Source organism: Marinobacter sp. PE14 (assembly GCF_053566155.1).
On record NZ_JBQXNY010000001.1, the window covers coordinates 663,085 to 687,585 of the forward strand.

The following is a 24,501-nucleotide window of genomic DNA, read 5'->3' on the forward strand; positions in this document are numbered from 1 at the left end:
CAGGTTCAGTTGTCGCCGAAGTCGTAGTTCATTTCAGGTACTGGTGCCTGCAGGTAGTAGCCCTGAATATAGTTCACGCCAGCCTGCCAGAGTGTGGCGAGAACGCCGGCATTCTCCACCAGCGGGATGATGGTGAGCTTGCCGCTTGACTGCAGGCTCTTGACCATTTCCTTGACCTGTTCCTTGGCCTCGTCGCTCTTCTGGATTTCTTCCGTGAAGGAGCCATCGATCTTCACATAGTCCGTATCGATGTGCTTCAGGGTGTTGAACGGATTCAGGGCGCAGCCGAACTGGGCGATGGATACCTTGCAGTGAAGCTCGTGGACCGCTTTGGTGAAGTCCTTCGCCTGCTTCATATAATTGTTGGCATCGCCTTCCCGTATCTGGAAGATCAGGGAATCGCCCGGTAGGCGCGCGGCTTTCAGGGCAACACTCAGCCAGGGCGTAAAGGTTTTATCCTGCAGGGTTTCAGCCGTTACATTGAGGAACAGGCGGGTATCGTGGCCCCGTGAGCGATGGCTGGAAAGCTGCTTGATGGTTTGCAGGATGACCCAGCGGTCAATCTTGATCGCGGTGTCGCTGGGACCTGTTGGCGGCAGGAAGTCATAGGGTGAGACTTCCTCATCGTCCTTATCGAGCATGCGCACGAAGGCCTCGTAATGTTCCTCGCCTTCGCCACGCAGGTTGATGATCGGCTGGAACAGCAGCCGGAAGCGGTTTTCTTCCAGAGCTTTCTGAATCGCTTCCACCGAATTGCTTTGATCCAGAGCCTCGAAGTCGGCGGGGTTGTAGACCACCACACCGTTGCCCTCGGCATGACCTTCGAGCTTTCGCACTTCCGCTGATGCCGTATGGGCCCTGGCCATGAGTTCCTCGGCCTTCGGCGAATTCTCGGTAATCGCGGCGACACCAATGCTCACAGTCAGCTGGACCGTGCGGCCATTGATATCAAACAGATGGTCTTCAACCGCCTTGCGGATGCGCTCGGCGTGCCCTGCCATGGTGGATTCATCACAGGGCTGGCACAGCAGACTGAAGGCATCGTCGCTCAATCGGGCCAGGGCAAGGTCCTCACCGGCCTGCTCCTTCAGCAGGTTGGCCAGATCGCCAAGCAGCAGGTCTGCGCCGGAAATACCCACCTGGCCTTTCATGCTCATGAAATTATCCAGGGCGATGTAGGCGAGTGCACCGGTCTCATTCTTCTTGCCGGCGTTGGCAATCGCTTCAGCCAGCGCATCCATCAGATACTGACGATTATACAGTCCGGTCAGAAGGTCCTGGCTGCTGATCTGGCGCAGCTTTTCTTCCAGCTCTGCATCGCTGTGTTCCGGCTGCAGAACAATCTGCGTACATTCCTCGCCGTCGTAGGTGGCGGCCGAGACCGACATGGTCACGTTCAGTTCGTGGTCGTCACTGCGTCGAGCCGTGCAGTTCATGGTCATGCCGTCTTCGCCCTTTTCGGCAAACGACTTCATGAACTCCTTATACTTCTCCTGACTTTCCGGGGTGAGGGTGTCCAGCACCGGAACGCAGATGAGATCGTCGATGTCATCGTACCCGAGAAACTCCATGTACGACTGGTTGGCGTAGATGTGCATGCCATCATTGATGTAGGCAATCGCATCCTTGGAGCTTTCCAGCAGCAACTGGCACCGCTGTTCCGCTTCCCGCAGATGGGACTCGAGAATACGGCGTCGGCGACGTTCGTCAAGAGCTGCCAGCTCACGATTGACCTTCAGCACAATAAGATCGGTGTGCTCGAACGACACCGTATCCTGGGCGCCGGCCTTCATCATTCCTACCGTGCGCTCCCGGCTTTCTTCTTCCGTCAGGAGGATGAACGGAATGTCCTTGTCCATCCGGCGGATCATGGCGAGGGCGTCGTCGGCCGAGAATTCCTGCTCCAGATCGCGGGCCAGGAGGAGATCCCAGTTTCCGGCCTTGAGCGTCTCTTCCAGATCTTCTTCCGAGGTGATTCTGTGGGCTCGGGTAGCCTTGCCGGAGTTACGGAGCAGGCTGACCAGCGATTCTGCATCGTTTTGCGATGGATCCAGAATCAGCAGGTGTACGGTCGCGTTCTTTTTCTGCATTCGAAGGGCATCTCGTGATACACGGTTCATTCACTAACGCTGAATGATGCAGGGGTTGCCGATCAATAACAACCCTCCGCGGGCTTCCGGTGTCTCAGTTTGGAGACCTTATAGAGATGGCCAAAGCGAGTCGAATTCGTCCTCGCTGGCTCCGGACGATGCAGGCGGCGCGCCAGCATTCAGCGTTGCCGCGTTCTGCAGCTTGAGTTCGAACTGGCTGATGCTGCCAGTGGAGGACACCTTGCGAGACAACTGACCCTGATCTTCCCGACCATCATGGAGCAGGGAAATGCGGCTCCCCGACTGGAATGGCAGGCGGGGCGTGATCAGTGTGGCGGACTGGTTGACTACGCTGATTTCCGGTAACAGCAGGCCACGCAGGTATTCACTGCTGTTGCCCACTTTCTGGATAAGGCGCACACCGCAGGGTGAAGCGCTCGGTGCGAGCAGCTCAATGCCCACCTGGGTGCCCTGGTTCTTGATCTGGCGAATCCAGCGCACCACAGCCACGCTCCAGGGATGTGAGCTTTGCTCACGAACGCCCAGAACCTCGCCGGCCTGCAATGACGGAGGCACATTGCTTTCCCACGCAACGCAGTAGCCACCCGGGCTGGTGTTGATCAGGAGCGAGTGGTGCGACTTTGGCCGGTTCCGGTCGGTCGACGGGGCCTGGGAGTTGCCGTAGGAACCCTTGAAGTTGATCGGCGTGTCGCCGGCGTGAAGCCGTTCGTCGCTGGGACTGGCGTCGTGGGCGCCTGACCAGGCGTCCTGCTTCTGGCGCGAAGACCGTACGAACAGGTTTTCTTCCTCATGATGGCCGTTGTCGTTGCCATTCACGAATTCTGTAAAGGTTTTCTCGCCGGCAATGAAGTAGTGCGCGGCTGTGAGGCCTACGCAGACTTCAAGGGACCCCTGGCTCGCGATGCGGTTGAAGTTCCGCTTCGCGAGAATGCCGAGGGCCTGGCTGAGATGGGTGAGCAGGGTATCGCTTACCTTCGCCGGCACCCGAAGTTCGTGATCGGTTTCTTTGTGCTCGCGACGCGCATGGAGCGTCTCCGAAAGCATCGCCGAGAGATCCCGGGTATCAAAGCCGAAGCTGTCGTCCCCGGGCTTCTGTTCGAGAAGGCTGCGGTAGACCGGCGGGTTGTCCCGTTCCATGTTGATCACAAACAAGCTGTCGTCCTCAACGTCCGGTCCGCATTGGGTATGGTCAGTCCAGGATTCGAAGAGTTCATAGACGTGCAGAAGCTCAGCCTGTCGCAGCTGATTCGGGCGCGCACAGCCCAGCAGGAGGATACGCTTGTAGCTGTCGGCGACCGAGCTGGTGCGACGATGCTGTAGCGTGTCGTCCTCCACCTGAACCGCGGAGAGCTTGTTGCGGTTTGCAAACCGGAATAACCGGTGACACTCCAGCCAGCTCTGGGCGGGGCTCGGGCAGTAAAGCTGGTGCGATCTCAGAATGGTTGCCGACAGCTCGGAAATGGCCCGATGCGCGGCTGTGGCAATCTGGCGGCGATTTTTGTCCAGTCCACCGTTGTCGATAAACTCCAGAACGCACAGTTTGTAGCCGCCCGCGAGATGCAATTGAAGCGCCTGGGACAGATTGGCGATCTTCCTTTGTTTTTCGGGCAGCGCCACGGCAAGACCGAGATAGTGGCGGGAGAGCTCATTACAGACAAAATGAATCTTTTCCCGAATCAATTCCAGGAACTGCATGCGTTGCTGGGGCGCCAGGAAAAGGTGATTCAGTTCGATAATGGCGTGGTAAAGCTGTCGTGACACCTCGCCGATATTGGCCATCGGCAATTGGTCTATCCAGACCCGGAACGCCTTGGGCGTCGTGTCACAGAACGACAGGCTGGCCGTTTTCTGTTCGGGAACGCGGAGATCAGGTTTCAGGGTCTTACCTTCCATGAATGCATGCCAATGTCTGGACCACAGGTGGTATTCCGGGGTTGGCCCTGCCTGGCTGGCGGTTACCGAGTGTCCGCCGGCCTGTCAGGAAAACGCCGTAAATACATGTTTTTATCGTTAACGGTACTGGACTTTAAAGTAGCAAACCAGTCGTAAAAAGCGAGAAGATCATGAGTTGACAATCTTTGACAAGTGAATTTGGGCCGTTTTTTGCGAAACCGGTCACGGGAACAGGTTGATCGGGGTCTTGCTTTCCTTGCCGGGCTCTTCTCTGACCAGCTTCGGCACCAGAAAACCGGGCAGGCGCTCCAGCAGCTCACGCACCAGATTTCGGGCCTCAGCATCTGGCACGTCGAAATGGTGAGCGCCTGTCACCGGGTCAAATGCGTGCAGGTAATAGGGCAGGACGCCCGCTGCAAACAGGGTCTCGCTCAAGTCCTCAAGCACCGCCGTTCGATCATTTACACCCCTGAGGATCACGCTCTGGTTCAACAGCGTTGCGCCTGCGGCTCGGAGGTGTCCGAGCGCACGGCGAGTGGGGCCGTCGATCTCTGCCGGATGATTGATGTGCAGGACAATCACTACCTGGAGCGGAGTCGTCGACAGCCACTTCAGCAACTCATCGCAAACCCTCTGGGGAATCACAACTGGCAAGCGGGTATGCAGGCGCAGACGGCGGATGTGGGGGATGCCGCTGATAGCGCTTGCCCACTGGCTTAGCAGGCGATCATTGACGGCCAGGGGATCGCCGCCGCTGAAGATGACTTCGTTGATTTCCGGGCTGGCGGCAAGGGTGTCAATTACCCGCTGTCGGTCGTTAGGGTTCAGGCGTTGTTCCTCGTAGGGAAAGTGCCTGCGGAAGCAGTAACGGCAGTTGATTGCGCACTGTCCGGTCACCATGAGCAGGGCCCGGCTGCGGTACTTGCGGATAAGCCCGGTAGTGGCAATGGCGCCAGATTCTTCGAGGGGATCGCTGACAAAACCGGGCGCGTGGCCGACTTCGTCCACCAGCGGAAGCACCTGTCTGAGCAAAGGGTCGGCCGGATTGCCCTTCTCCATCCGGGCGAGAAAGGGTTCAGGTACCCGGATCTGAAAAAGCCGGTGGCCTTGCTCTGCACCTGAAAGCCATTTTTCCTCCGGTAGCCCCAGGCGCCGGAGCAGCACTTCCGGCGACGTCACAGACTCCGACAGCAATTGCTGCCAGCTGCGTTGTTCGTGGTCGGAAAGGTGGGCTTCTATACGGGCGGGGGTTCGCTGTATCATGGCGCCTTTCGAATTCTAAACAGCATTTTGTCAGGTGGACATTTCATGGCTTCATATTCTACCAACGAATTTCGCGGCGGTCTTAAGGTTTTGCTGGATGGCGACCCCTGCATCATTCTCGAGAACGAGTTTGTAAAGCCCGGTAAGGGGCAGGCCTTCAACCGCGTAAGGCTGCGTAACCTCATGACCAACCGGGTCTGGGAGCGCACGTTCAAGTCCGGCGAAAGTCTGGAAGCTGCGGATGTCATTGATCAGGATATGGAATACCTCTATACCGACGGTGAGTTCTGGCACTTCATGCTGACTGACGGTTCATTCGAGCAGTACCCGGCTGATGCCAAGGCAGTTGGCGATGCGCTGAAGTGGCTGAAAGAGCAGGACGTCTACACGGTAACGCTCTACAACGGCGCGCCGCTGTCCGTAACGCCCCCCAACTTCGTTGAACTGGAGGTAGTTGATACCGATCCGGGCATGAAAGGCGACACCGCCCAGGGTGGTTCCAAGCCGGCAACACTCTCTACCGGTGCGGTTGTCAACGTACCCCTGTTCATCACCATTGGCGAAGTCCTGAAGGTTGATACCCGCTCTGGCGAGTACGTGAGCCGGGTAAAGAGCAGTTGATCCGGTCATGACCCGCGAACCTGTCTGGCAGCCTTCTGCCTCGCAGGCTGCCCTGAAAAGCCGCGCACAACAACTGGCGTTTGTGCGCGGCTTTTTTGCGAAGCGAGGGGTGCTCGAAGTCGAGACGCCGGTACTTGGGAGGTGTGGCGTTACTGATGTCAATCTTGCCGGCATCCCCGCGCAGGTTTCTGCCGGCACCCGCACAAGCGGATGGCTCCAGACGTCTCCCGAGTACCACATGAAGCGCCTGCTTGCGGCCGGCTGTGGATCCATTTTTCAGATCTCCAGGGTGTTCCGCAATGGCGAACAGGGGCGTCGTCACAACCCTGAATTCTCCATGCTCGAATGGTATCGGACAGGCTTTGATGACATGGCGCTCATGGCTGAGGTGTCCGACCTTGTCTGTGACTGGCTGGGCTGCGAGCGGCCGGAAATCATTCAGTATCGCGACGCACTCAGGCGATGGGCGGACATTGACCCGTTCGCAGCGACCGACCTTGAACTGATGCGCCGCTGTGAGGAGTGGCTGGAGCCAGAGCAATTGGCTGACCTTGGTCGGGATGGCTGCCTTGATCTGCTGATGAGTTTTGCCGTGGAGCCGAATCTGGGCCGGGGCAGGCCCGTGTTCATAACGGGCTATCCGGCCTCGCAGGCTTCACTGGCCAGAGTTTCAAAGTCGCACGGCTATGAGACCGCGCATCGTTTTGAACTCTATGTTGATGGTCTGGAGCTTTGTAACGGTTACTGGGAATTGACCGATCCACGAGAACAGAGGTTGCGCTTTGAGGCGGATAACGAGCTGCGCAGGCGCTCCGGTAAGCCTGAAATGGCAATGGATGAAGCCTTTCTTGCCGCGCTTGATCAGGGCTTGCCCGAGTGCTCCGGTGTGGCGCTCGGGCTGGACAGACTGCTGATGCTCAAGCTAGGGGTTCAGGACATCGTTGAGGTCTTGGCGTTTCCGTTCGAGCGAGCTTGAGCCTGCCGAACGTGATCACGCCAGGGCGCCGAACGCCTCGCCCATGCGAACGGCTTTGCCGGCCACCTGATCGCTGTTCCAGCTGACGGAGCCTTTGGGCATAACCATAATGACAGTGGATCCCAGGCGGAACCGGCCCATTTCTTCACCCTTCTCGAAGCTGATGGCCTGCTCGCCTTCATATCGGGTTGAGGTTACCTGTTTACTGCCGGGCACAACAACGCCTGCCCAGCGGGTTTCCACGCTGCCCACAATCATGGCGCCAACCAGCACCAGAGCCATGGGGCCGGAATCGGTGTCGAAGATGCAGGCAACCCGCTCATTGCGGGCGAACAGATTCGGGACATTTTCGGCGGTTACCGGGTTGACCGAAAAAAGCTTGCCGGGAACATGGATCATCTGTCGAAGCGTGCCCGCCATAGGCATGTGGATGCGGTGATAGTCCTTGGGCGAAAGGTAGATTGTAGAAAACTCGCCATCGGCAAACGGGGCTGTGGTCGCCTCTTCGCCACCGAGCAGCTCGCTCAGGCTGAACGACTGGCCCTTGGCCTGGAAAACCCGGTCTCCAGTGACCTGGCCGAGCTGGCTGATGGCGCCGTCAACGGGGCTGACCAGGGTTTTTTCGCCGTCAGCCAGGGGACGGATGCCAGGCTTCAGCTCCCGGGTGAAGAAATCGTTGAACGTGGCGTAGGCTTCAGGGTTTGGTTCGGCGGCTTCGCTCATGTCAACGCCATAGCGGCCGATAAACCATTTGATAACCCGGTTCTTGAGCGCGGGGGAGCGGTCATTGTCCGCCAGACGACCGGCCAGGTTGGATACCCCCAGTTGCGGCGTGATGTACTGGCTAAGAACAAAAAGCTTGTCGAACATTAGATGTGATCCTTTGCGCTCAAAGGCGCGAAGTTTACCAAAGACTGCTACCTGTATAGAAATTGTTTCATGGCTTCGCGGTTATGACGCGGCCTTGCTATTATCGTGTCACCTTTTGCGTGACAGCTTCCGGCTCCGGCCGATAACCAAGAAAATAAGGCGTGCGTAGATTCTATGTTACTGATCGTCGGTTCGATTATTGTTCTGGCCAGCGTATTGACTGGCTATGTCCTCCACGGCGGCAATCTGATGGTGCTCTGGCAGCCAACCGAAGTGTTAATCATTTTCGGGGCAGCTCTGGGATCGTTCATCATTGCTAACCCCGTCCATACGCTCAAAGAAGTCTTTGGTAAGGGAGTCCAGTTACTGACAGGCTCACCCTATAAAAAGGCTTTCTACATGGATCTGCTGAGTCTGCTTTACGAGATCTTCGATAAATCCCGTAAACAAGGCGTCATGGCGATCGAGGAGGACATCGATAATCCCGAGGCAAGCCAGATCTTCAGTCGATATCCAGCCGTCATGAAGTCCAAGGAACTGCTCGCGTTCATCACGGACTATCTCCGCATCATCAGTTCCGGAAATATGGCGACCCACGAGCTGGAAGGCATGATGGAAAATGAGATCGACAGTCGTCAGCACGAACTTGAGGAGCCTGCTCACGCGGTCAACAAAATCGCCGATGCGCTGCCGGGGCTTGGTATCGTCGCTGCGGTGCTGGGTATCGTAATTACCATGAACTTTCTCACTGAAGGGCCAGAAAAGATTGGTCTCAGTGTGGCTGCAGCACTGGTGGGTACCTTTCTGGGTATTTTCATGGGGTATGGTTTTGTGGGTCCTGCTTCTATCGCCATGGAGCACGCTGCGAAGTACGAACTGAAGGCTTACGAGTGCGTCAAATCAGCGATTGTGGCGACGGTTTCCGGGCAAGCGCCGCAAATGGCCATTGAGTTTGGCCGCAAGGCCTTGCCCACGGATAAGCGCCCTGGGTTCCAGGAGCTTAATGATCACGTTCGTTCCAAGTAATACCGCCCTCATCTGAACCCGGAGCCGATTCGTGGAAGAACAGCCGATCATCATCAAACGGAAAAAGGTTGTTGCAGGTGGCCATCACGGTGGCTCCTGGAAGGTCGCGTTTGCCGATTTCGCGACCGCCATGATGGCTTTCTTTCTGGTTCTCTGGTTAACCGCTACGGCATCGCCGGAGCAAAAAAAAGCGGTTGAGGGTTACTTCCGGGATCCCGTTGGCTTTACCGAGGGTGGTTCTCCAAACCCTGTGGACCTCGAGGGCAGCGCTTCTGTGGTCAACGAGGCGAGCCCGGATATCGAATCCAGCCAGATCCAGATCGAGGACCAGGTGGTGGATGAGCTGTCCGAAACCCTGGAGCAGCGGCGGATGGAAGAGCTGTTCCAGGAGCTGAAGGATCGTATCGAGCAGAACCAGACCCTGCAGGAGTTCAAGGACCAGCTGCTGATTGATATCACCGACGAAGGCTTGCGAATCCAGATCGTCGACCGCTCGGGCCGCCCCATGTTCGACAGCGGGCGGGCAGAGCTGAAGTACTACTCTCAGGATATTCTGTTCGAATTGGCGAAAACCCTTGGCTCTGTGAACAACAAACTCAGCATTACCGGGCACACTGACTCCACGCCGTTCAGCGGCCGGCCCGGCTACACCAACTGGGAGTTGTCGGCAGATCGGGCAAATACCGCCCGAAGAGCCCTGGTTGCCGGGGGTGTTCGTCAGCAGCAGATTGCCCGCGTGGTTGGTCTGAGCGATTCTGTGCTGTTCGACAAGGAAGACCCGAACGCGCCGGTGAATCGCCGTATCTCCATTATTGTTCTCAACAAGAAAACCGTCGATAACATCCAGAGTAGCGCCGGCCAGTCAGATGAGCCCCTGATTGATCTGACCCAGCCGACCGAGGCGGAACAGGAAGCGGCCCGTGAGCGTCTGGAAAGCGGGGAATGGTTGCAGGAAAAAGAAGAACCCGCGCCTGGCGAACTCAACTGGTAAGGCGGTCCGGGTCCGTCAGTCCAGCTTCAGCCCGCGGGCCTGCTGCTCCGTCATATCCTGAAGGATCCGGTGAAAGCTTTTCAGCCGCTCCGGGCTGATTTTCCCTTCCTCTGCAGCCCTGTCGATGGCGCAACCGGGGTCACCCATGTGCCGGCAGTTGCGGAACTTGCAGGTGCCGATCACCTCACGGATTTCCCGGAAGCCATACTCGATCTCCTGCGCTGTCATATGCCAGAGCCCGAACTCACGGATGCCCGGCGAGTCAATCAACTCACCACCGAGCGGAAGGTGGAATAGTTTGGCAGTGGTTGTGGTGTGAATCCCCTTGCCGGTACTCTCCGACACAGCCCCAACGCGAATGGCTTCATCCGGCATCAGAGTCTGGATAATGGATGACTTGCCCACCCCGGACTGACCCACGAACACACTGGTCTGATCCTTCACCAGTGCCTCAACCTCTGGAGAAGGTTTGTCACCAGACTCAGCGGCAGACGTTCGAACCACCTCATAGCCCAGAGCCTCATACCGAGCAAGAAGCGCGTCGATATTCTCCCGGTTGCTGTCGGTGATCAAGTCCGTCTTGTTCAGCAAAATCACCGCTGGAATGTCCGTGATCTCGGATGCCACCAGATACCGGTCGATCAGGTTATCGTGCGGCTCCGGCTCCGGCGCGATCACAAGAATAATATGATCGATATTGGCAGCGACCGGCTTCAGGGCACCGAAATTATCCGGTCGCTGCAGCAGATTGCGGCGCTCACTGCGGGCAACGATAACGCCCGTCTCATTCTTCCCCGGCCGCCAGACAACCTTGTCGCCAGTCACCAGGCTATCAATGTTGGCCCGAACAAAGCAGCGAACCACATCACCGACTTGATCGCCTTCAAGCGCTTCGACATCCAGCTGTTGCCCGTAGTGAGCAATGACCAACCCTTCCTGCTCTGGCCCGAGCTCGCCGGCGTCGGCCTGCTCCTGAACCTTCTTCTCCTTGCGCGCCGCCCGGGCCGCACGCTCTTCCTGGACTTTCTTGATACGGAATTGTTGCTGTTTGTTCAGTCGCCGTTTTGCCATTTATGTCCCGGATAACCAGATGAAAGTTTTGCCTTTGGTGTGCCATCATACTGCAATCGTAGTTAATCGGCTTGGGCAATGCCGAGACGTTAAAGGTATATCACCTGATTTCGCAGTGGGGCTGGGTCCGGCTTTCCGGAAATGTCGGCGGCCATGGATGGCCGACGCCAAGCGCACAGGGATGTGCTCGTAGCGGTTTCCGGAAAGCCGGACCCAGCCCCACTATCACCGCACTCAGAAGGCTGGGAACAAAATGGCAGAAAGCAATCGCCTCGTATGGATCGATCTGGAAATGACAGGCCTCGATCCGGAAAAAGAACGGATCATCGAAATGGCCACAATTATCACCGATTCAGAACTCAATATTGTCGCGGAAGGACCGGTTATTGCCGTCCATCAGCCACAATCCTTCCTGGACTCCATGGACGAATGGTGCACCCGTACCCACGGTGAAAGCGGACTCACCAAACGCGTTCAGGAAAGCAATATCTCCGAGTCTGAAGCCGAACAGCAGGCCATCGAATTCCTGAAAAAACACGTAGAAAAGGGCCAGTCACCCCTGTGCGGCAACAGCATTGGCCAGGATCGCCGGTTCCTGGTCAAATACATGCCCGAACTGGAAGACTTCTTCCATTACCGGAATCTCGATGTATCCACGGTGAAAGAACTTGCCCGGCGCTGGCGCCCGGATGTCCTCGCCGGGGTAAAAAAGAAAGGTAGCCACCTTGCCCTCGACGACATCCGGGACTCCATCAACGAACTGCGCCATTACCGGGAGCAGTTCTTCAAGTTATAGGCCGTGCCGCTTCAGCGCCCACTGGACATGCTCGCGGACCATCTCGGAAGGGTGGTCTGCCCGCTTTTTCAGGGCTTCAATTACCGGGATGGTTGAGGGCGCGTTGCCCAGCCCGACTGCCAGGTTGCGCAGCCAGCCCTGGTAGCCTGTTCGCCGAATCGCAGAGCCCTCGGTGCGTTTGAGGAACTGCTCCTCGGTCCAGAGAAAAAGCTCTGCCAGAGAACTGTTGTCCAGCCCGTGCCTGGGTTGAAAATCCCTTTCGCTCGTCGGTTTGCTGAACTTCTGCCATGGACACACCAACTGGCAGTCATCGCAACCGAAAACCCGGTTGCCCATCAGTGGTCGCAGTTCTTCGGGAATACTCCCTTTCAGCTCGATGGTGAGATAGCTGATGCAACGTCGGGCATCAAGCTTGTGCGGGCCAACAAAGGCGTCCGTTGGGCAAAGGTCGAGGCAGGCGGAACAGCTGCCGCAATGATCGGTTTCAAAGGGTTCATCGATGGGCAGGGGGGCGCTGGTGAAGATTTCCCCGAGGAAAAAGAACGAGCCGGCCTTCGGGTGAATCAGCATATTGTTCTTGCCGATCCACCCGAGACCCGCTCTCTGCGCCAGTGCGCGTTCCAGCACCGGAGCGCTGTCTACAAAAGCCCGGTAATCGTGTCCGCTAACGGCCTCATCAATCCTCGCTGCCAGTTGCGCAAGTCGCTTTCGGATCAGTTTGTGGTAATCCCGACCAAGCGCATAACGCGTGACATAGGCACCTTCCCGGTTAGTAAGCGCTTCTTTCGGGCTGTCCGGTGAGGGCAAATAGTCCATTCTCACGGAAATGACCCGCGTGGTGCCCGGCACCAGAGAGGTGGGCGTATAGCGCTTGTCCCCGTGATGGGCCATGTAATCCATCTCGCCCTGGTAACCTGCCGCAAGCCAGTCCTGCAGATGGTCGGCGTGCTCGCCGGTGTCCGCTGTGGTAATGCCCACAGCGGCAAAACCGAGTTCAGCTGCCCAATGCCGGATAAGCGACGGCAGATCAGCAAGTTCCGGGTGTGTCGTGGTCCAGGTTGATGTGGTGCTCATAGTGACTGCCGATGCTGGAGTTCGCTGCTGAACCCGTGTACGGATATTTAATCTGATTAAGTTATGACCTTTTCTACTGTTTTGCTATGCTTTACAGGTATCTGGCCAATTTTCTTAAACCGGTTTCTGTAACGGGAGCAAAGGTTCATGCCGCCGTCCGCTGGGCACAGTTTACCAGACGCACTGTTTTCCGCCGATGCGGTGAGGCAGATTGATCGCTATGTGATTGATCAACAAGGCGTTGATGGTTTTGAGCTTATGCAGTCTGCTGCCCACGCCGCTTTTCGCTGTCTGGTCCGGAGCTGGCCGAACTGCGGCTCGGTGCTGGTCCTGTGCGGTGCGGGTAACAACGGTGGTGACGGTTATCTGGTCGCAGCAAGTGCGAAGAGGCACGGTCTGGATGTCAGCTGTGTCGCGGTTGCGCCAACGGGCAAGCTCTCTGGTGATGCCCGCAAAGCCTGGCAGAAAGCCCTGGCGGACGGTGTTGAAGTCTTCGAACTGGAGGCTCTCAGCGAATCATCACGGGATGATCTGTTTGCGGGTGTCGGGCTGATTGTAGATGCGATGCTCGGTACTGGCGTGTCCGGTGCCCCTCGGGAACCGTTTGCGACTCTGATAAGCCGGTGTAACAGCGCTTCAGCGCCAGTCCTTGCGGTGGATCTGCCCTCCGGGCTGAATGCGACCACTGGAGCGGCCGAGGGAGATGTGGTCAATGCGGCCAGGACAGTGACCTTTATCGGGCTCAAGGCTGGCCTGTTCACGGGGCAAGGTGCAGCAGTATCCGGCGAGGTGGTTTTCGAATCTCTGGATGCCGACGAGGGTATCGCCGGTAGTGGCCAGAAGCCCATCGCCCGCCGTCGTGACTGGGGTTCTGTGATGCCCTGGCTACCGCCCAGGCCCGCCAATGCCCACAAGGGAATATTCGGGCATGTGCTGGTGGTTGCGGGTGATCGCGGGTTCGGCGGCGCCGGTCTTCTGGCGGCAGAGGCTGCGGCGCGATCGGGTGCCGGGCTCGTGTCGTTGGCGACCCGCCCTGAGCATGTGACAGCGGCCCTGGCAAGGTGTCCATCCGTCATGGTTCATGGCCTTATCCATGGCTCGGAGTTGCCGACGTTGCTTGATGCTGCCTCGGTTGTCGTCTGTGGCCCGGGGATCGGGCGAAGTGCCTGGGGCCAGCAGATGCTCGAGCAGGTGATCGCCAGCGGCAAGCCGAGGGTGCTGGACGCGGATGCGTTGAACCTGTTGTCTGGTCGGGTAGCTATGCCAGCGGATAATCACATCCTGACTCCTCATCCGGGCGAGGCGGCCAGGTTGCTGAATTGCCTGGTGCCTGAGGTTGAGGCAGACAGGATGGCCGCCGCCAGAAAGCTGCAGGCGCTGTATGGCGGCACGGTGCTTTTGAAAGGCGCCGGCACCGTTGTCGCGTCTGAGGACGGCGGCCTGGATGTCATCAGTGGCAGCAACCCCGGAATGGCGACTGGCGGAATGGGTGATGTGCTCTCAGGTATTGTCGCGGCTGTTCTGGCTCAGATTGGTGACGGACAGAAAGCGGCAGTGCTGGGTGCATCCGTGCACCTTGCTGCGGCTGACCGTGCTGCGAGAACCACAGGGTTTATTGGACTGATACCGACCGATGTAATCGATGCGCTGCCGTTGGTGTTTCGGGAATCTGAAAGGAGTCCGGGGGCGGAATTGTCATGAGCATAATGGGTAACGAGCGTCGGGTTTTTCTGGAGAACGAGGCCGAAACCGAGCATCTCGGTCGGGAGCTGGCCAGGACCGTCGTGGAGTCTGGCCATGGCCTGGTTGTTTATCTGGATGGCGAGCTCGGCATGGGGAAAACCACCATCAGTCGGGGCGTCATGCGCGGGTTGGGTCATGAGGGGGCAGTAAAGAGCCCGACCTATACCCTGGTAGAGCCCTACGAGACTCTGAATCCACCGACATACCATTTTGATCTTTATCGCCTGGGCGACGCCGAAGAACTGGAATACATGGGCATCCGCGATTATTTTTCCGCAGAAAACCTGTGCCTGATCGAGTGGCCCGAGCGAGGCAAGGGCATATTGCCCGAGCCGGACCTGGAGGTTCATCTCGAAACTCGGGGAGAAGGGCGCTCTGTGGTCCTCAGGGCCCGCTCAGAGCTGGGCGCCAGGGTGCTGAACGAACTGGAATTGATTGGTCCGGCGCAATAGCGAGCCCGGAACCGGGAATAAACTGGCAGGTAAGCTTTATGAATTGTGAAAAGCTGAGTAAACAACTGGTGTGGCCGATTGCGCTATTGCTCGCGACATTGGCGTTTCACGGTTCGGCAGCGACGCAGGTCGAGAGTGCCCGTATCTGGCCCGCGCCCGATCATACCCGGCTGGTTCTGGACACCGGCGGGCAGGTGGAGCACAACATCTTCTCCCTGAGCAGCCCGGCGCGGCTGGTGATTGATCTCAAGAATGCCAACCTGAAGACCGATTTTTCCGGTTTGGACCTTTCCGGCAGTCCGATCAAGCGAATCCGCAGTGCGCCCAGGAACGGCAACGATTTGCGCGTCGTCCTGGACCTGAAGGCTGGCATCAAGCCGCGGAGTTTTCAGCTCGAGCCGAATCAGCAGTATGGCCACAGACTGGTGGTCGACCTGATTGATGAAAGCGGCAGTCGGCTGGAAAAGGCGACCACCCCCACCATGACCCAGGATTCATCCGGGAAGCGGGACGTTATTGTGGTCATTGATGCCGGGCACGGCGGAGAAGATCCGGGTGCTACGGGTCCGCGGGGAACCCGTGAAAAGGATGTGGTTCTGAAAATGGCGAAAACCCTGGCCAACCTCATCAATGATCGGCCGGGTTATACCGCCAAGCTGACCAGAACCGGGGACTACTACATTGGCCTTCGCAATCGCACGATTCTGGCCAGGAAATACAACGCCGACCTGTTCGTCTCGGTCCATGCTGACGCCTTCCGTACACCACAGCCCAAGGGTGCCTCGGTCTTCGCCCTCTCCCAACGTGGTGCCACCAGTGAAACCGCCCGTTGGCTGGCCAACAGCGAGAACCGGTCGGATCTGATCGGCGGTGCCGGCGGGCTGTCCCTCGATGGCCGTGACGACATGCTTGCCGGTGTTCTGCTGGACCTCTCCATGACGGCCAGTATCAACGCCAGTCTGGGGGTTGGCAGTTCGGTCCTGGGCAAATTGGGCGGCGTGGCGAAGTTGCACAAGCCTGGCGTCGAGCAGGCCGCTTTTGCGGTTCTGAAATCACCGGATATTCCCTCCATCCTCGTGGAAGCGGGCTTCATATCGAATCCCCAGGAAGAGAAAAACCTGGCCACTGAGTGGTACCGCAACAAGCTGGCCGGCGCCATCATGAAAGGCATTGATGACTACTTCCAGAAAACGCCACCGCCTGGAACCCTGCTGGCTTGGCAGAAACATGGCCGCCAGGGTGGAAACAGCATCAGCCACTACCGGATACAGCGGGGAGACACGCTTTCTGGCGTCGCCCGGAAAAACCAGACGACCGTCAGTGAGCTCATGCAGTTTAACGACCTTCGGGACGACCGTGTTATGGTAGGGCAAACCATTCGTATTCCCGCGTCCTGATCAAGAGGTTTTTCCGTAACATGCCCCCCATTCGATTGCTGTCACCGCGGCTCGCGAACCAGATTGCCGCGGGTGAGGTGGTGGAGCGCCCCGCGTCTGTCGTCAAGGAACTGGTTGAAAATGCCCTGGATGCCGGCGCCAATCGCGTCGATGTTGAGGTAGAGCAGGGCGGCGTCAAACTGATTCGAGTTCGGGATGACGGCAGTGGTATTGAGGAAGACGATCTTCCCCTGGCGCTGAGCCGTCATGCGACCAGCAAGATTGCCAGTCTGGACGATCTGGAAGCCGTGGCGTCCCTGGGCTTTCGCGGAGAAGCGCTTGCCAGTATCAGCTCTGTCTCCCGGCTTACCTTGACCTCAAGGACCGAGTCGCAGGAAGCGGCCTCGCGTGTCGAGGTCGAGGGCCGGGAAATGGACGCGAGAATTTCGCCTGCAGCGCACCCTGTCGGAACGACTGTTGAAGTGCGCGACCTGTTTTTTAACACTCCGGCTCGCCGCAAATTCCTCCGTACTGAAAAGACAGAATTCAATCACGTCGAAGAATGTGTTCGGCGTCAGGCGCTGAGCCGTTTCGATGCCGGCTTCACGTTGCGCCATAATCAGCGGGTCGTGCAAAGCCTCAGGCCAGCGGAATCGGCCCTCGACCGCGAGCGTCGTATTGGTTCCCTGTGCGGCCAGCAGTTTATCGACAACGCCGTAGTCATTGATGCAGAGGCCACCGGGTTGCGGCTCTGGGGTTGGGTCGCTCTTCCCACGTTTTCGCGCAGCCAGGCCGATCTCCAGTATTTCTTCGTCAATGGTCGCGTTATCCGTGACCGGCTGGTGGCTCATGCCGTGCGCCAGGCTTATCGGGACGTACTCTACAACAACCGGCATCCGGCGTTTGTGTTGTATCTGGAAGTCGATCCTGCCACTGTCGATGTAAACGTCCACCCGACCAAGCACGAGGTCCGGTTTCGGGATGGCCGGCTGGTTCACGATTTCATTTTCAGAACCCTGCACAAGGCGCTGGCCGATGTCCGACCGGACGATCATTTCCGCGGCGCCGTGGCGCAGTCTTTTGGTCGTGAAGCCGCGACCCAGGGTCAGGAAGCAGTGCCGGCAACCGGTGCCCCTGCAGAGGCGGGCTGGAACGGCCAGCCATCGGTGTCCAATTATGGTTACCCCGGCGGCTCAGGCGCCGGCTTTGGCGGACAGTCACAGCCGCAACAGGAGTGGCGCGCCAGCGATCAGATGGCCTTTTATCAGTCCCTGAATGCCGGTGGCGGAAGTGACGGACAACAAGTCATGCCCGCCAGCGATGGCGTCTCCACGCCAATGCCAACACCGCCTGCGGACAGTGACCAGGAGCCGCCGCTCGGCTATGCCATCGCCCAGCTGCATGGGATCTATATTCTTGCTCAGGGGAGGGCGGGGCTCATTGTGGTGGACATGCACGCGGCCCACGAACGCATTGCCTATGAGCGAATGAAGCGGGCGCTTGCCGAGCAGGACCTGAAAAGCCAGCCATTGCTGGTGCCTCTGTCGCTGGCGGTCAGCCAGAAAGAAGCAGCCCTGACCGAGAGTCACGGTGAGGAACTGCAGAAACTCGGTCTCCAGATCGAGCGAATTGGTCCGGAAACCCTTGCCGTGCGGCAGGTGCCCGCGCTTCTGCGTGGTGCTGACACAGAACAGCTGGTGCGTGACGTTCTGGCGGATCTGATTGAGCACGGCCAGAGTGACCGCGTCGAGGCGGTGACGCATGAGCTGCTCGGAACCATGGCATGCCATGGTTCGGTGCGTGCCAACCGGCAGTTGACCATTCCGGAGATGAATTCGCTGCTCAGGGACATGGAGGCGACCGAACGGAGTGGTCAGTGCAATCACGGCCGGCCGACCTGGACTCTGGTGACCATGTCTGAGCTGGACAAGCTGTTTCTCCGGGGGCGCTGAGGTGTCACTGCCTCCTGTCATCTTTCTGATGGGTCCCACGGCTTCCGGTAAGACCGACCTGGCCATGGCGCTCTGCGACCACCTGCCTTGCGAAATCATCAGCGTGGACTCCGCGATGATCTATCGGGGCATGGATATCGGGACTGCCAAACCGACTGCCGCAGAGCTCGCGCGGGCGCCCCACAGGCTGATTGATATCTGCGATCCGGCGGAAACCTACTCCGCTGCGGATTTCCGTCGGGACGCGCTGGCGGCGATGGCCGAAATAACGGCTGCAGGCAGGATCCCGCTGCTCGTCGGCGGCACCATGATGTATTTCAAAGCGCTGCTTCATGGAATGTCCGGTTTGCCATCAGCCAGTCCGGCCGTGCGACGGGCGCTGGAGCAGGAGGCTGAGGAGCGGGGTTGGGACGCTTTACATGAAGAGTTGCGGGGCAGTGACCCGGTGGCGGCCGAGCGGATCCATCCGAACAACCGGCAGCGTCTGATGCGGGCCCTGGAGGTATTGCGCCTTACCGGTAAGCCGATTTCGGGGTTCTGGCGAGCCGAGGCGGGGGCGGGTGAGCAAGCGACGGCAGTGGGGCAGGACGGTGACATTGAGGATTACACCTATTTCACTCGCTGGCAGGCAGACGAAACATCTTTGCTTCCGTATACTGTGATTCAACTTGCCATGACGCCGCCTGAGCGGCGGGTGCTTCATGAGCGGATTCGCCTGCGGTTTCTGAAAATGCTGGAGGCGGGCTTCGTTGATGAAGTTCGGGCACTGATGATCCGGGACGACCTGCACCCTGATCTCCCTTCCATGCGTTGTGTCGGATATCGCCAGGCCTGGAGCTATTTGTCCGGGAAAGACGACTACGAGACATTTGTCAGCAAGGGAGTGGCAGCAACACGCCAACTGGCGAAGCGGCAGTTGACCTGGTTGCGCAAGTGGTCCGATGTGGACTGGCTGGACAGCGACGATGAACATATCGCTGAGGCAGCCTTGAAAAAAATCCGACTTCGCACCACATTTAACTTTGACAAATGACGATCTGCATTTACTAAAAACAGGAGAAAACACATGTCAAAAGGGCATTCGTTACAAGACCCTTACCTTAATGCATTGCGCAAGGAACGCATTCCGGTTTCCATCTTTCTGGTCAACGGTATCAAACTTCAGGGCCAGATCGAGTCTTTCGACCAGTTCGTGATTTTGCTGAAAAATACTGTCAGCCAGATGGTCTACAAGCACGCTATTTCCACCGTGGTTCCTGCCCGTAATGTTCGCATTCCGCAGCAGGCTCCGGGAGGAGAGGACGAGTCTGAAGACTGATCCGTCCGTTTCCCGATCTTGCCACCCGCGTTCCAGAGGATCCCTCCAAGGGGTCTTGTGGCCGCGGGTGTTTGTTTTTATGACCCTCATCATTTGTTTACCCCGGAGTTGATGCCAATTGTTTGAACGTCCTGATGTCGGTGAGCGCGCGGTCCTCGTCCACATCGATTTTACTGCCCACGATGGCACCGAAGACCCCGGTGAGTTCCGGGAGCTGGTCACCTCTGCCGGTGTTGAGTCTGTCTCCACCGTTACCGGGTCCCGCAAGCAGCCCAGCCCCAGGTTTTTCGTTGGCGAGGGCAAGCTGGAAGAAATTCGTGATGCAGTAGCGGCGAACGAAGCAGATGTTGTGTTGTTCAACCATGCCCTGAGCCCACGTCAGGAGCGCAACATTGAGCATGAGCTCAAGTGCCGTGTGCTGGACCGCACCGGTGTCATTCTTGATATTTTCGCTCAGCGGGCGCGGACTCACGAAGGTAAGCTTCAGGTGGAGTTGGCGCAGCTCGAGCATATGTCCACGCGCCTGGTTCGGGGATGGACCCACCTTGAGCGACAGAAAGGCGGTATCGGGCTTCGCGGGCCCGGTGAAACCCAGCTGGAAACTGACCGCCGGCTCCTGCGGGAGCGGATCAAGTCTATCCACAAGCGTCTGGAAAAAGTTCGTCGCCAGCGGAACCAGGGTCGCAGGGCCCGTCAGCGGGCTGACATTCCCACGGTATCGCTGGTTGGATATACCAACGCTGGTAAATCCACTTTATTCAACCGTATTACCACTTCTTCCGTATATGCTGCAGACCAGCTGTTTGCCACACTGGATCCGACGTTGCGGCGGCTGGAACTTCCGGATGTCGGGCCGGTCGTAATGGCGGACACCGTGGGCTTCATCCGGCATCTGCCACACAAGCTGGTTGAAGCGTTCCGGGCGACGCTTGAGGAAACAACGCAGGCAACGCTGCTGCTTCACATCATCGACAGTCATGACCCGCGCCGCGAGGAGAACATTGAGCAGGTTGAGGAAGTGCTTGCGGAGATCGGGGCAGACGACATTCCCATGCTGCAGGTGTTCAACAAGATTGATCTGCTTGAAAATTTCACGCCTCGGGTTGAGCGCAATGAAGAGGGTATCCCGGTGAGGGCTTGGGTTTCCGCGGTTACTGGGGAAGGCCTCGACGGATTGTTCGATGCGATTGTGGAGCGGGTGGCCGAAGATGTCGTTCACCACTTCGTCCTGCTGGGTCCTGCGGATGGCAAGCTACGTGCACTGTTGCATGAGGCAGGATCGGTGATCAGCGAGGAATATCGCGATACCGGCGACACGGTGGTTGAGGTGCGATTACAGAACCGGGATTGGCATCAGCTGCTGAGCCGCGCCGGTGTGAATGAAAAGTCAGTCAGGCTGGACGTTGGTCACGCCTGAAACCGCAGCGGCTATTGCCGGGGCGGAGATAAATCCCTAGTATTTGCAGCCATTCTATTTATAAGTCAGTAACGGAGAGCACTATGGCCTGGAACGAACCGGGTGGAAACCGTAACGACAATGACCCCTGGGGTACCGGTGGTGGTCGACGCGGCAATGATCAGGGGCCGCCAGACCTCGATGAGGCGCTGAAAAAAGGTCTCGACAAGCTCAACAAAATGCTGGGCGGCAAGGGTGGAAAGTCCGGCGGCAGCGGTGGCAGTAGCGGCGGTAGTGCCGGTGGTTTCGGAGCGATTCTCGCACTGGCAGCCATACTGGTGGTCGGCTATGTCATCTTCCAGTCCTTCTATACCGTGGACGAACAGGAGCGGGCGGTGGTTCTCCGTTTCGGTGAATACCACCAGACCGAGAATCCCGGCCTGAGATTCAAGGTGCCGCTGATTGATAGTGTCACCAAGGTTCGTGTGACTAACGTGCGTACCGCTGAGTCCAGTGGCCAGATGCTGACCCAGGACGAAAACCTGGTAACGGTTGACCTGCAGGTTCAGTACCGCGTTGGCGACGCCGAAGCCTATGTGCTGAATGTGCGTGACTCCAACCAGGCACTCGCTTTCGCAACCGATAGTGCGATCCGTCATGAGGTCGGTAGCTCGACACTCGACGACGTGCTGACCGAAGGTCGAGCAGAACTGGCCGTGCGGGTCGAGCAAAGGCTTCAGATGTTCCTGCGGGAATACGGCACCGGCCTGGAGTTGGTGCGGGTTAACGTTGAAAGCACCCAGCCACCACCAGCGGTCCAGGATGCCTTCCGTGAAGTTCAGAGGGCCCGTGAGGACGAGCAGCGGGTGAAGGAAGAAGCTGAAACCTACCGCAACCGGATCGTTCCGGAGGCTCGTGGTGAGGCCCAGCGCATGATCGAAGAAGCCAACGCCTACAAGGAAGAGGTGATCGAGCGGGCACGTGGTGAGACCTCGCGTTTCCTCGAGCTGTTGGCCGTCTATCAGATGTCCCCGACAGTTACGCGCGAGCGCTTGTATTTGCAAACGGTCGAGCAGGTCCTGGCCAACAGCAGCAAGATCCTCGTGGATACAGAGAGCAGTGGCAACATGATGTACCTGCCGCTTGATCGATTGACTCAGGGCTCGCTGCCCCGTACCGGTGGATCATCCTCCGGCAACAACCAGGGCAACGTGGACATCCAGACCCTGACTGATCAGGTTCTTCAGGAACTGCGAAGCAGGCAGGATACTACCGTTCGGAGGAGCAGATAATTATGGGACCTAAAGGTGTAGTGGGCCTTGCAGGCGCCCTGATCGTCGTCCTGCTGGTACTGTCCAGTGTGTACATCATTCCGGAAACTCATCGGGGTGTTCTGCTCCGGTTCGGTGAGCTGGTAGAGACCGATATCCAGGCCGGTATTCATTTCAAGGTTCCGGTCATCGACCAGGTTCGTGAATTCGACATCCGGGTTCTCACCATGGATCTGCCCTCAAGGCAGTATCTGACCGTGGAGAAGAAGCCGCTGGATGTGGATTCGTACATCGCCTGGAAGATCCGCGATGTGGACCAGTTCTACCGGGCAACCGGCGGTGACGAGTTCCGCGCTCAGTCCCTGTTGTCCTCCCGTGTTGATAACGGGCTTCGGGACGAGTTCGGTATCCGGACCATGGTCGAAGTCGTCTCCGGCCAGCGGGATGAGCTGATGCACACCCTGCGGGATCGCGTAAATCAGACCGCCCAGAATGAATTCGGTATCGAGGTTCTGGACATCCGGGTCAAGGCCATCGAATTCCCGGGTCAGGTGAGCGAAAACGTCTACCGTCGGATGGCGACCGAGCGGGAGAAACTGGCTCAGGAGTTCCGTTCACGGGGTCGCGAGTTGGCCGAAGGTATTCGTGCCGATGCGGATCGTCAGAGAACAGTTATTCTTGCGGAAGCTTTCTCCCAGTCAGAAGAGACCCGGGGTGAAGGTGACGGTCAAGCGGCCAGAATCTACGCCGATGCCTATGGCTCCGACGCGGATTTCTACAGCTTCTACCGGAGTCTGCAGGCTTACCGCAATACTTTCATGAGCAAGGATGACATCATGGTGATCGATTCCAACAGTGCGTTCATGAGGTTCCTGAACGATCCGCAGGGTGCCCGTTAACCCTGCACGTTGAGACCAAAAACCGGAATACCTCTGTATTCCGGTTTTTTTGTGCCCGGCAACCGTGTAAAATTCTGCCGGTTTTGTGTCGGGCTTTTACCGAGTGCCGCCTTAAATCCTGTGTGATCCCCCGGCCGACTGTGCCGAAGCGGATATAACGGACAACGGAATCTCATGACAGTATCTGATCGCTGGTTACTGCCAGACGGGGTAGAGGATATTCTTCCCCCACTGGCCGGACGGATCGAATCCCTGCGTCGGGATGTAATGGATACCTGCCAGCGCTGGGGCTACCAGCTGGTAATCCCACCGCTCATTGAATATCTCGAATCCTTGTTTACCGGAACCGGAAACGATCTGGAGCTTCAGACTTTCAAGCTCACCGATCAGTTGACCGGGCGGATGATGGGTGTTCGCGCCGATATGACGCCTCAGGCGGCGCGCATTGATGCCCATACCCTGGGCCAGGAAGGGATCACCCGTCTTTGCTATGCCGGGCACGTACTCCACACCCGCCCAAGGCACATGCTGACAGGTCGAACACCGATTCAGGCCGGCTGCGAACTGTTTGGCAGTGGCTCCGAAGCGGCGGATATGGAAGTGATCAGCCTGATGCTGGAAACCCTTCGGGTGGCCGGCTTGCCACGTATCCATCTGGATCTGGCCCATGTAGCCATCTATGAGAGTCTGATCGGCGAGGCGGATTTTGATCGGGATACAGAAAGCGCGATTTTTGACGCCATGGCCCGTAAATCGGTGCCGGAGCTTGATCAGCTGCTCGGTCAATGCCCTTCAGGCTCTGCGGGCGCTCGTTTGCGTGAGCTTGCCCGGGTCAGTGGTGGCCCGGAAGCCTTGAACGAGGCCCGCCGGATCCTGCAGGGTGCGTCTGACAGCCTGGACGCGGCACTCGACCAGCTTGGGCGTGTGTCTGACATGCTGGGACGGGATTACCCGGATATCAGCTTCGGGTTCGATTTCTGTGAGCTTCGTGGCTACAACTACCACACGGGCCTGGTGTTTGCAGCCTATGTACCGGGCCATGGCGATTCCGTGGCCAAGGGTGGCCGTTACGATGCCATCGGAAGTGACTTTGGCCGGGCTCGCCCGGCAACCGGGTTCAGTCTTGATATTCGCTCGCTCGTCTCTCTTGGCGAGCGTGTGACTCGCAGTGCCGGCGCTGTTTGGGCGCCGGCCGATGACGACCCTGCCCTGGAAGGCGTGATCTCCGGTCTGAGAATGACGGAAATCGTTGTTCGTGCCCTTCCCGAAGACGAGGGCGTTAATCCTGCTACCAGAGGCTGTGACCGTGAGCTGGTCAAGCAGAGTGGCCAATGGGTCGTGCAGAAGCTGGGCTGATGCCCCCGGGGCCTCGGTGAATTCATTTACAGGTAAACTTGCGAAA

General features: G+C 58.1%; 21 protein-coding genes. 15 read left to right on the forward strand and 6 right to left on the reverse strand.

Features of this window, described 5'->3' with window-relative positions:
- Positions 1-5: 5 nt before the first annotated feature.
- From ACWJ62_RS03215 to epmB, 3 genes are all read right to left on the reverse strand, one after another.
- On the reverse strand, positions 6-2,090 hold the full coding sequence (locus ACWJ62_RS03215; protein ID WP_449284895.1) for an EAL domain-containing protein: 2,085 nt from the start codon (positions 2,088-2,090) through the stop codon (positions 6-8).
- 108 nt (positions 2,091-2,198) lie between these two features.
- A complete protein-coding gene (locus ACWJ62_RS03220; protein ID WP_449284896.1) occupies positions 2,199-4,004 on the reverse strand; it encodes a GTPase in 1,806 nt (601 codons plus the stop codon).
- Between the two features lie 222 nt (positions 4,005-4,226).
- The gene (gene epmB / locus ACWJ62_RS03225) at positions 4,227-5,267 is read right to left on the reverse strand and encodes an EF-P beta-lysylation protein EpmB (RefSeq protein WP_449284897.1); all 1,041 of its coding nucleotides are present in this window, start codon (positions 5,265-5,267) and stop codon (positions 4,227-4,229) included.
- 45 nt (positions 5,268-5,312) lie between these two features.
- Here epmB and efp point away from each other — a divergent pair, with 45 nt between their 5' ends.
- Both efp and epmA read left to right on the forward strand, forming a co-directional pair.
- Positions 5,313-5,888 carry an elongation factor P gene (efp, locus tag ACWJ62_RS03230; RefSeq protein WP_088556717.1) on the forward strand — a complete coding sequence of 192 codons (576 nt, stop codon included), beginning with the start codon at positions 5,313-5,315 and terminating at the stop codon, positions 5,886-5,888.
- 7 nt (positions 5,889-5,895) lie between these two features.
- Complete coding sequence (gene epmA / locus ACWJ62_RS03235) at positions 5,896-6,864, forward strand: EF-P lysine aminoacylase EpmA (RefSeq protein ID WP_449284898.1); 969 nt, start codon at positions 5,896-5,898, stop codon at positions 6,862-6,864.
- Between the two features lie 15 nt (positions 6,865-6,879).
- Here the strand turns inward: epmA and asd are convergent, their stop codons facing one another.
- Positions 6,880-7,734, reverse strand: coding sequence for an archaetidylserine decarboxylase (gene asd / locus ACWJ62_RS03240; protein ID WP_449284899.1), 855 nt, complete (start codon positions 7,732-7,734; stop codon positions 6,880-6,882).
- A gap of 174 nt (positions 7,735-7,908) precedes the next feature.
- Between asd and motA the strand changes: the two genes are divergently transcribed.
- Positions 7,909-8,760, forward strand: coding sequence for a flagellar motor stator protein MotA (motA, locus tag ACWJ62_RS03245; RefSeq protein WP_008174118.1), 852 nt, complete (start codon positions 7,909-7,911; stop codon positions 8,758-8,760).
- 31 nt (positions 8,761-8,791) lie between these two features.
- Positions 8,792-9,751: a flagellar motor protein MotB gene (motB, locus tag ACWJ62_RS03250; RefSeq protein ID WP_349518041.1), complete on the forward strand. Its 960-nt coding sequence runs from the start codon at positions 8,792-8,794 to the stop codon at positions 9,749-9,751.
- A 15-nt stretch (positions 9,752-9,766) separates the two neighbouring features.
- On the opposite strand, the gene rsgA is transcribed toward motB, so the two are convergent.
- Positions 9,767-10,822 carry a small ribosomal subunit biogenesis GTPase RsgA gene (gene rsgA, locus ACWJ62_RS03255; RefSeq protein ID WP_449284900.1) on the reverse strand — a complete coding sequence of 352 codons (1,056 nt, stop codon included), beginning with the start codon at positions 10,820-10,822 and terminating at the stop codon, positions 9,767-9,769.
- A gap of 253 nt (positions 10,823-11,075) precedes the next feature.
- Between rsgA and orn the strand changes: the two genes are divergently transcribed.
- Complete coding sequence (orn, locus tag ACWJ62_RS03260) at positions 11,076-11,618, forward strand: oligoribonuclease (protein WP_449284901.1); 543 nt, start codon at positions 11,076-11,078, stop codon at positions 11,616-11,618.
- On the opposite strand, the gene queG is transcribed toward orn, so the two are convergent.
- Positions 11,613-12,692, reverse strand: coding sequence for a tRNA epoxyqueuosine(34) reductase QueG (queG, locus tag ACWJ62_RS03265; protein WP_449284902.1), 1,080 nt, complete (start codon positions 12,690-12,692; stop codon positions 11,613-11,615). The two genes, orn and queG, sit on opposite strands and share 6 nt — an antisense overlap.
- A 147-nt stretch (positions 12,693-12,839) precedes the next feature.
- Between queG and ACWJ62_RS03270 the strand changes: the two genes are divergently transcribed.
- The 10 genes from ACWJ62_RS03270 to ACWJ62_RS03315 all read left to right on the forward strand — a co-directional run bounded on the left by ACWJ62_RS03270 (position 12,840) and on the right by ACWJ62_RS03315 (position 24,455).
- Entirely contained in the window at positions 12,840-14,393 is a 1,554-nt protein-coding gene (locus tag ACWJ62_RS03270) for an NAD(P)H-hydrate dehydratase (protein WP_449284903.1), read from the forward strand.
- Positions 14,390-14,887, forward strand: coding sequence for a tRNA (adenosine(37)-N6)-threonylcarbamoyltransferase complex ATPase subunit type 1 TsaE (gene tsaE / locus ACWJ62_RS03275; RefSeq protein ID WP_449284904.1), 498 nt, complete (start codon positions 14,390-14,392; stop codon positions 14,885-14,887). The genes ACWJ62_RS03270 and tsaE overlap by 4 nt, the downstream gene beginning before the upstream one ends.
- Positions 14,888-14,925: 38 nt before the next feature.
- The gene (locus tag ACWJ62_RS03280) at positions 14,926-16,284 is read left to right on the forward strand and encodes an N-acetylmuramoyl-L-alanine amidase (protein ID WP_449284905.1); all 1,359 of its coding nucleotides are present in this window, start codon (positions 14,926-14,928) and stop codon (positions 16,282-16,284) included.
- 20 nt (positions 16,285-16,304) lie between these two features.
- Positions 16,305-18,215 (forward strand): DNA mismatch repair endonuclease MutL, encoded by a 1,911-nt coding sequence (mutL, locus tag ACWJ62_RS03285; RefSeq protein ID WP_449284906.1) that lies wholly within the window; start codon positions 16,305-16,307, stop codon positions 18,213-18,215.
- Between the two features lie 28 nt (positions 18,216-18,243).
- Positions 18,244-19,248: a tRNA (adenosine(37)-N6)-dimethylallyltransferase MiaA gene (gene miaA / locus ACWJ62_RS03290; protein ID WP_449285344.1), complete on the forward strand. Its 1,005-nt coding sequence runs from the start codon at positions 18,244-18,246 to the stop codon at positions 19,246-19,248.
- Between the two features lie 33 nt (positions 19,249-19,281).
- Complete coding sequence (gene hfq / locus ACWJ62_RS03295) at positions 19,282-19,533, forward strand: RNA chaperone Hfq (RefSeq protein ID WP_417566335.1); 252 nt, start codon at positions 19,282-19,284, stop codon at positions 19,531-19,533.
- A 118-nt stretch (positions 19,534-19,651) separates the two neighbouring features.
- Positions 19,652-20,950, forward strand: a complete 1,299-nt coding sequence (hflX, locus tag ACWJ62_RS03300) for a ribosome rescue GTPase HflX (RefSeq protein WP_449284907.1) — start codon at positions 19,652-19,654, stop codon at positions 20,948-20,950.
- A gap of 83 nt (positions 20,951-21,033) precedes the next feature.
- Positions 21,034-22,221, forward strand: coding sequence for an FtsH protease activity modulator HflK (gene hflK, locus ACWJ62_RS03305; RefSeq protein ID WP_349518049.1), 1,188 nt, complete (start codon positions 21,034-21,036; stop codon positions 22,219-22,221).
- A gap of 2 nt (positions 22,222-22,223) precedes the next feature.
- Positions 22,224-23,099, forward strand: a complete 876-nt coding sequence (gene hflC / locus ACWJ62_RS03310) for a protease modulator HflC (protein WP_449284908.1) — start codon at positions 22,224-22,226, stop codon at positions 23,097-23,099.
- A gap of 174 nt (positions 23,100-23,273) precedes the next feature.
- On the forward strand, positions 23,274-24,455 hold the full coding sequence (locus ACWJ62_RS03315; protein ID WP_449284909.1) for an ATP phosphoribosyltransferase regulatory subunit: 1,182 nt from the start codon (positions 23,274-23,276) through the stop codon (positions 24,453-24,455).
- Positions 24,456-24,501 lie beyond the last annotated feature (46 nt).

Bases quoted from the DNA above. Each gene is read 5' to 3' on its own strand.
- motA (WP_008174118.1), top strand. From the start codon at position 7,909: ATGTTACTGATCGTCGGTTCGATTATTGTTCTGGCCAGCGTATTGACT.
- queG (WP_449284902.1), bottom strand. From the start codon at position 12,692: ATGAGCACCACATCAACCTGGACCACGACACACCCGGAACTTGCTGAT.
- asd (WP_449284899.1), bottom strand. From the start codon at position 7,734: ATGTTCGACAAGCTTTTTGTTCTTAGCCAGTACATCACGCCGCAACTG.
- epmB (WP_449284897.1), bottom strand. From the start codon at position 5,267: ATGATACAGCGAACCCCCGCCCGTATAGAAGCCCACCTTTCCGACCAC.
- ACWJ62_RS03270 (WP_449284903.1), top strand. From the start codon at position 12,840: ATGCCGCCGTCCGCTGGGCACAGTTTACCAGACGCACTGTTTTCCGCC.
- hflC (WP_449284908.1), top strand. From the start codon at position 22,224: ATGGGACCTAAAGGTGTAGTGGGCCTTGCAGGCGCCCTGATCGTCGTC.
- ACWJ62_RS03315 (WP_449284909.1), top strand. From the start codon at position 23,274: ATGACAGTATCTGATCGCTGGTTACTGCCAGACGGGGTAGAGGATATT.
- efp (WP_088556717.1), top strand. From the start codon at position 5,313: ATGGCTTCATATTCTACCAACGAATTTCGCGGCGGTCTTAAGGTTTTG.
- epmA (WP_449284898.1), top strand. From the start codon at position 5,896: ATGACCCGCGAACCTGTCTGGCAGCCTTCTGCCTCGCAGGCTGCCCTG.
- hflK (WP_349518049.1), top strand. From the start codon at position 21,034: ATGGCCTGGAACGAACCGGGTGGAAACCGTAACGACAATGACCCCTGG.
- mutL (WP_449284906.1), top strand. From the start codon at position 16,305: ATGCCCCCCATTCGATTGCTGTCACCGCGGCTCGCGAACCAGATTGCC.
- tsaE (WP_449284904.1), top strand. From the start codon at position 14,390: ATGAGCATAATGGGTAACGAGCGTCGGGTTTTTCTGGAGAACGAGGCC.
- hfq (WP_417566335.1), top strand. From the start codon at position 19,282: ATGTCAAAAGGGCATTCGTTACAAGACCCTTACCTTAATGCATTGCGC.
- rsgA (WP_449284900.1), bottom strand. From the start codon at position 10,822: ATGGCAAAACGGCGACTGAACAAACAGCAACAATTCCGTATCAAGAAA.
- orn (WP_449284901.1), top strand. From the start codon at position 11,076: ATGGCAGAAAGCAATCGCCTCGTATGGATCGATCTGGAAATGACAGGC.
- ACWJ62_RS03280 (WP_449284905.1), top strand. From the start codon at position 14,926: ATGAATTGTGAAAAGCTGAGTAAACAACTGGTGTGGCCGATTGCGCTA.
- ACWJ62_RS03215 (WP_449284895.1), bottom strand. From the start codon at position 2,090: ATGCAGAAAAAGAACGCGACCGTACACCTGCTGATTCTGGATCCATCG.
- ACWJ62_RS03220 (WP_449284896.1), bottom strand. From the start codon at position 4,004: ATGGAAGGTAAGACCCTGAAACCTGATCTCCGCGTTCCCGAACAGAAA.
- miaA (WP_449285344.1), top strand. From the start codon at position 18,244: ATGGGTCCCACGGCTTCCGGTAAGACCGACCTGGCCATGGCGCTCTGC.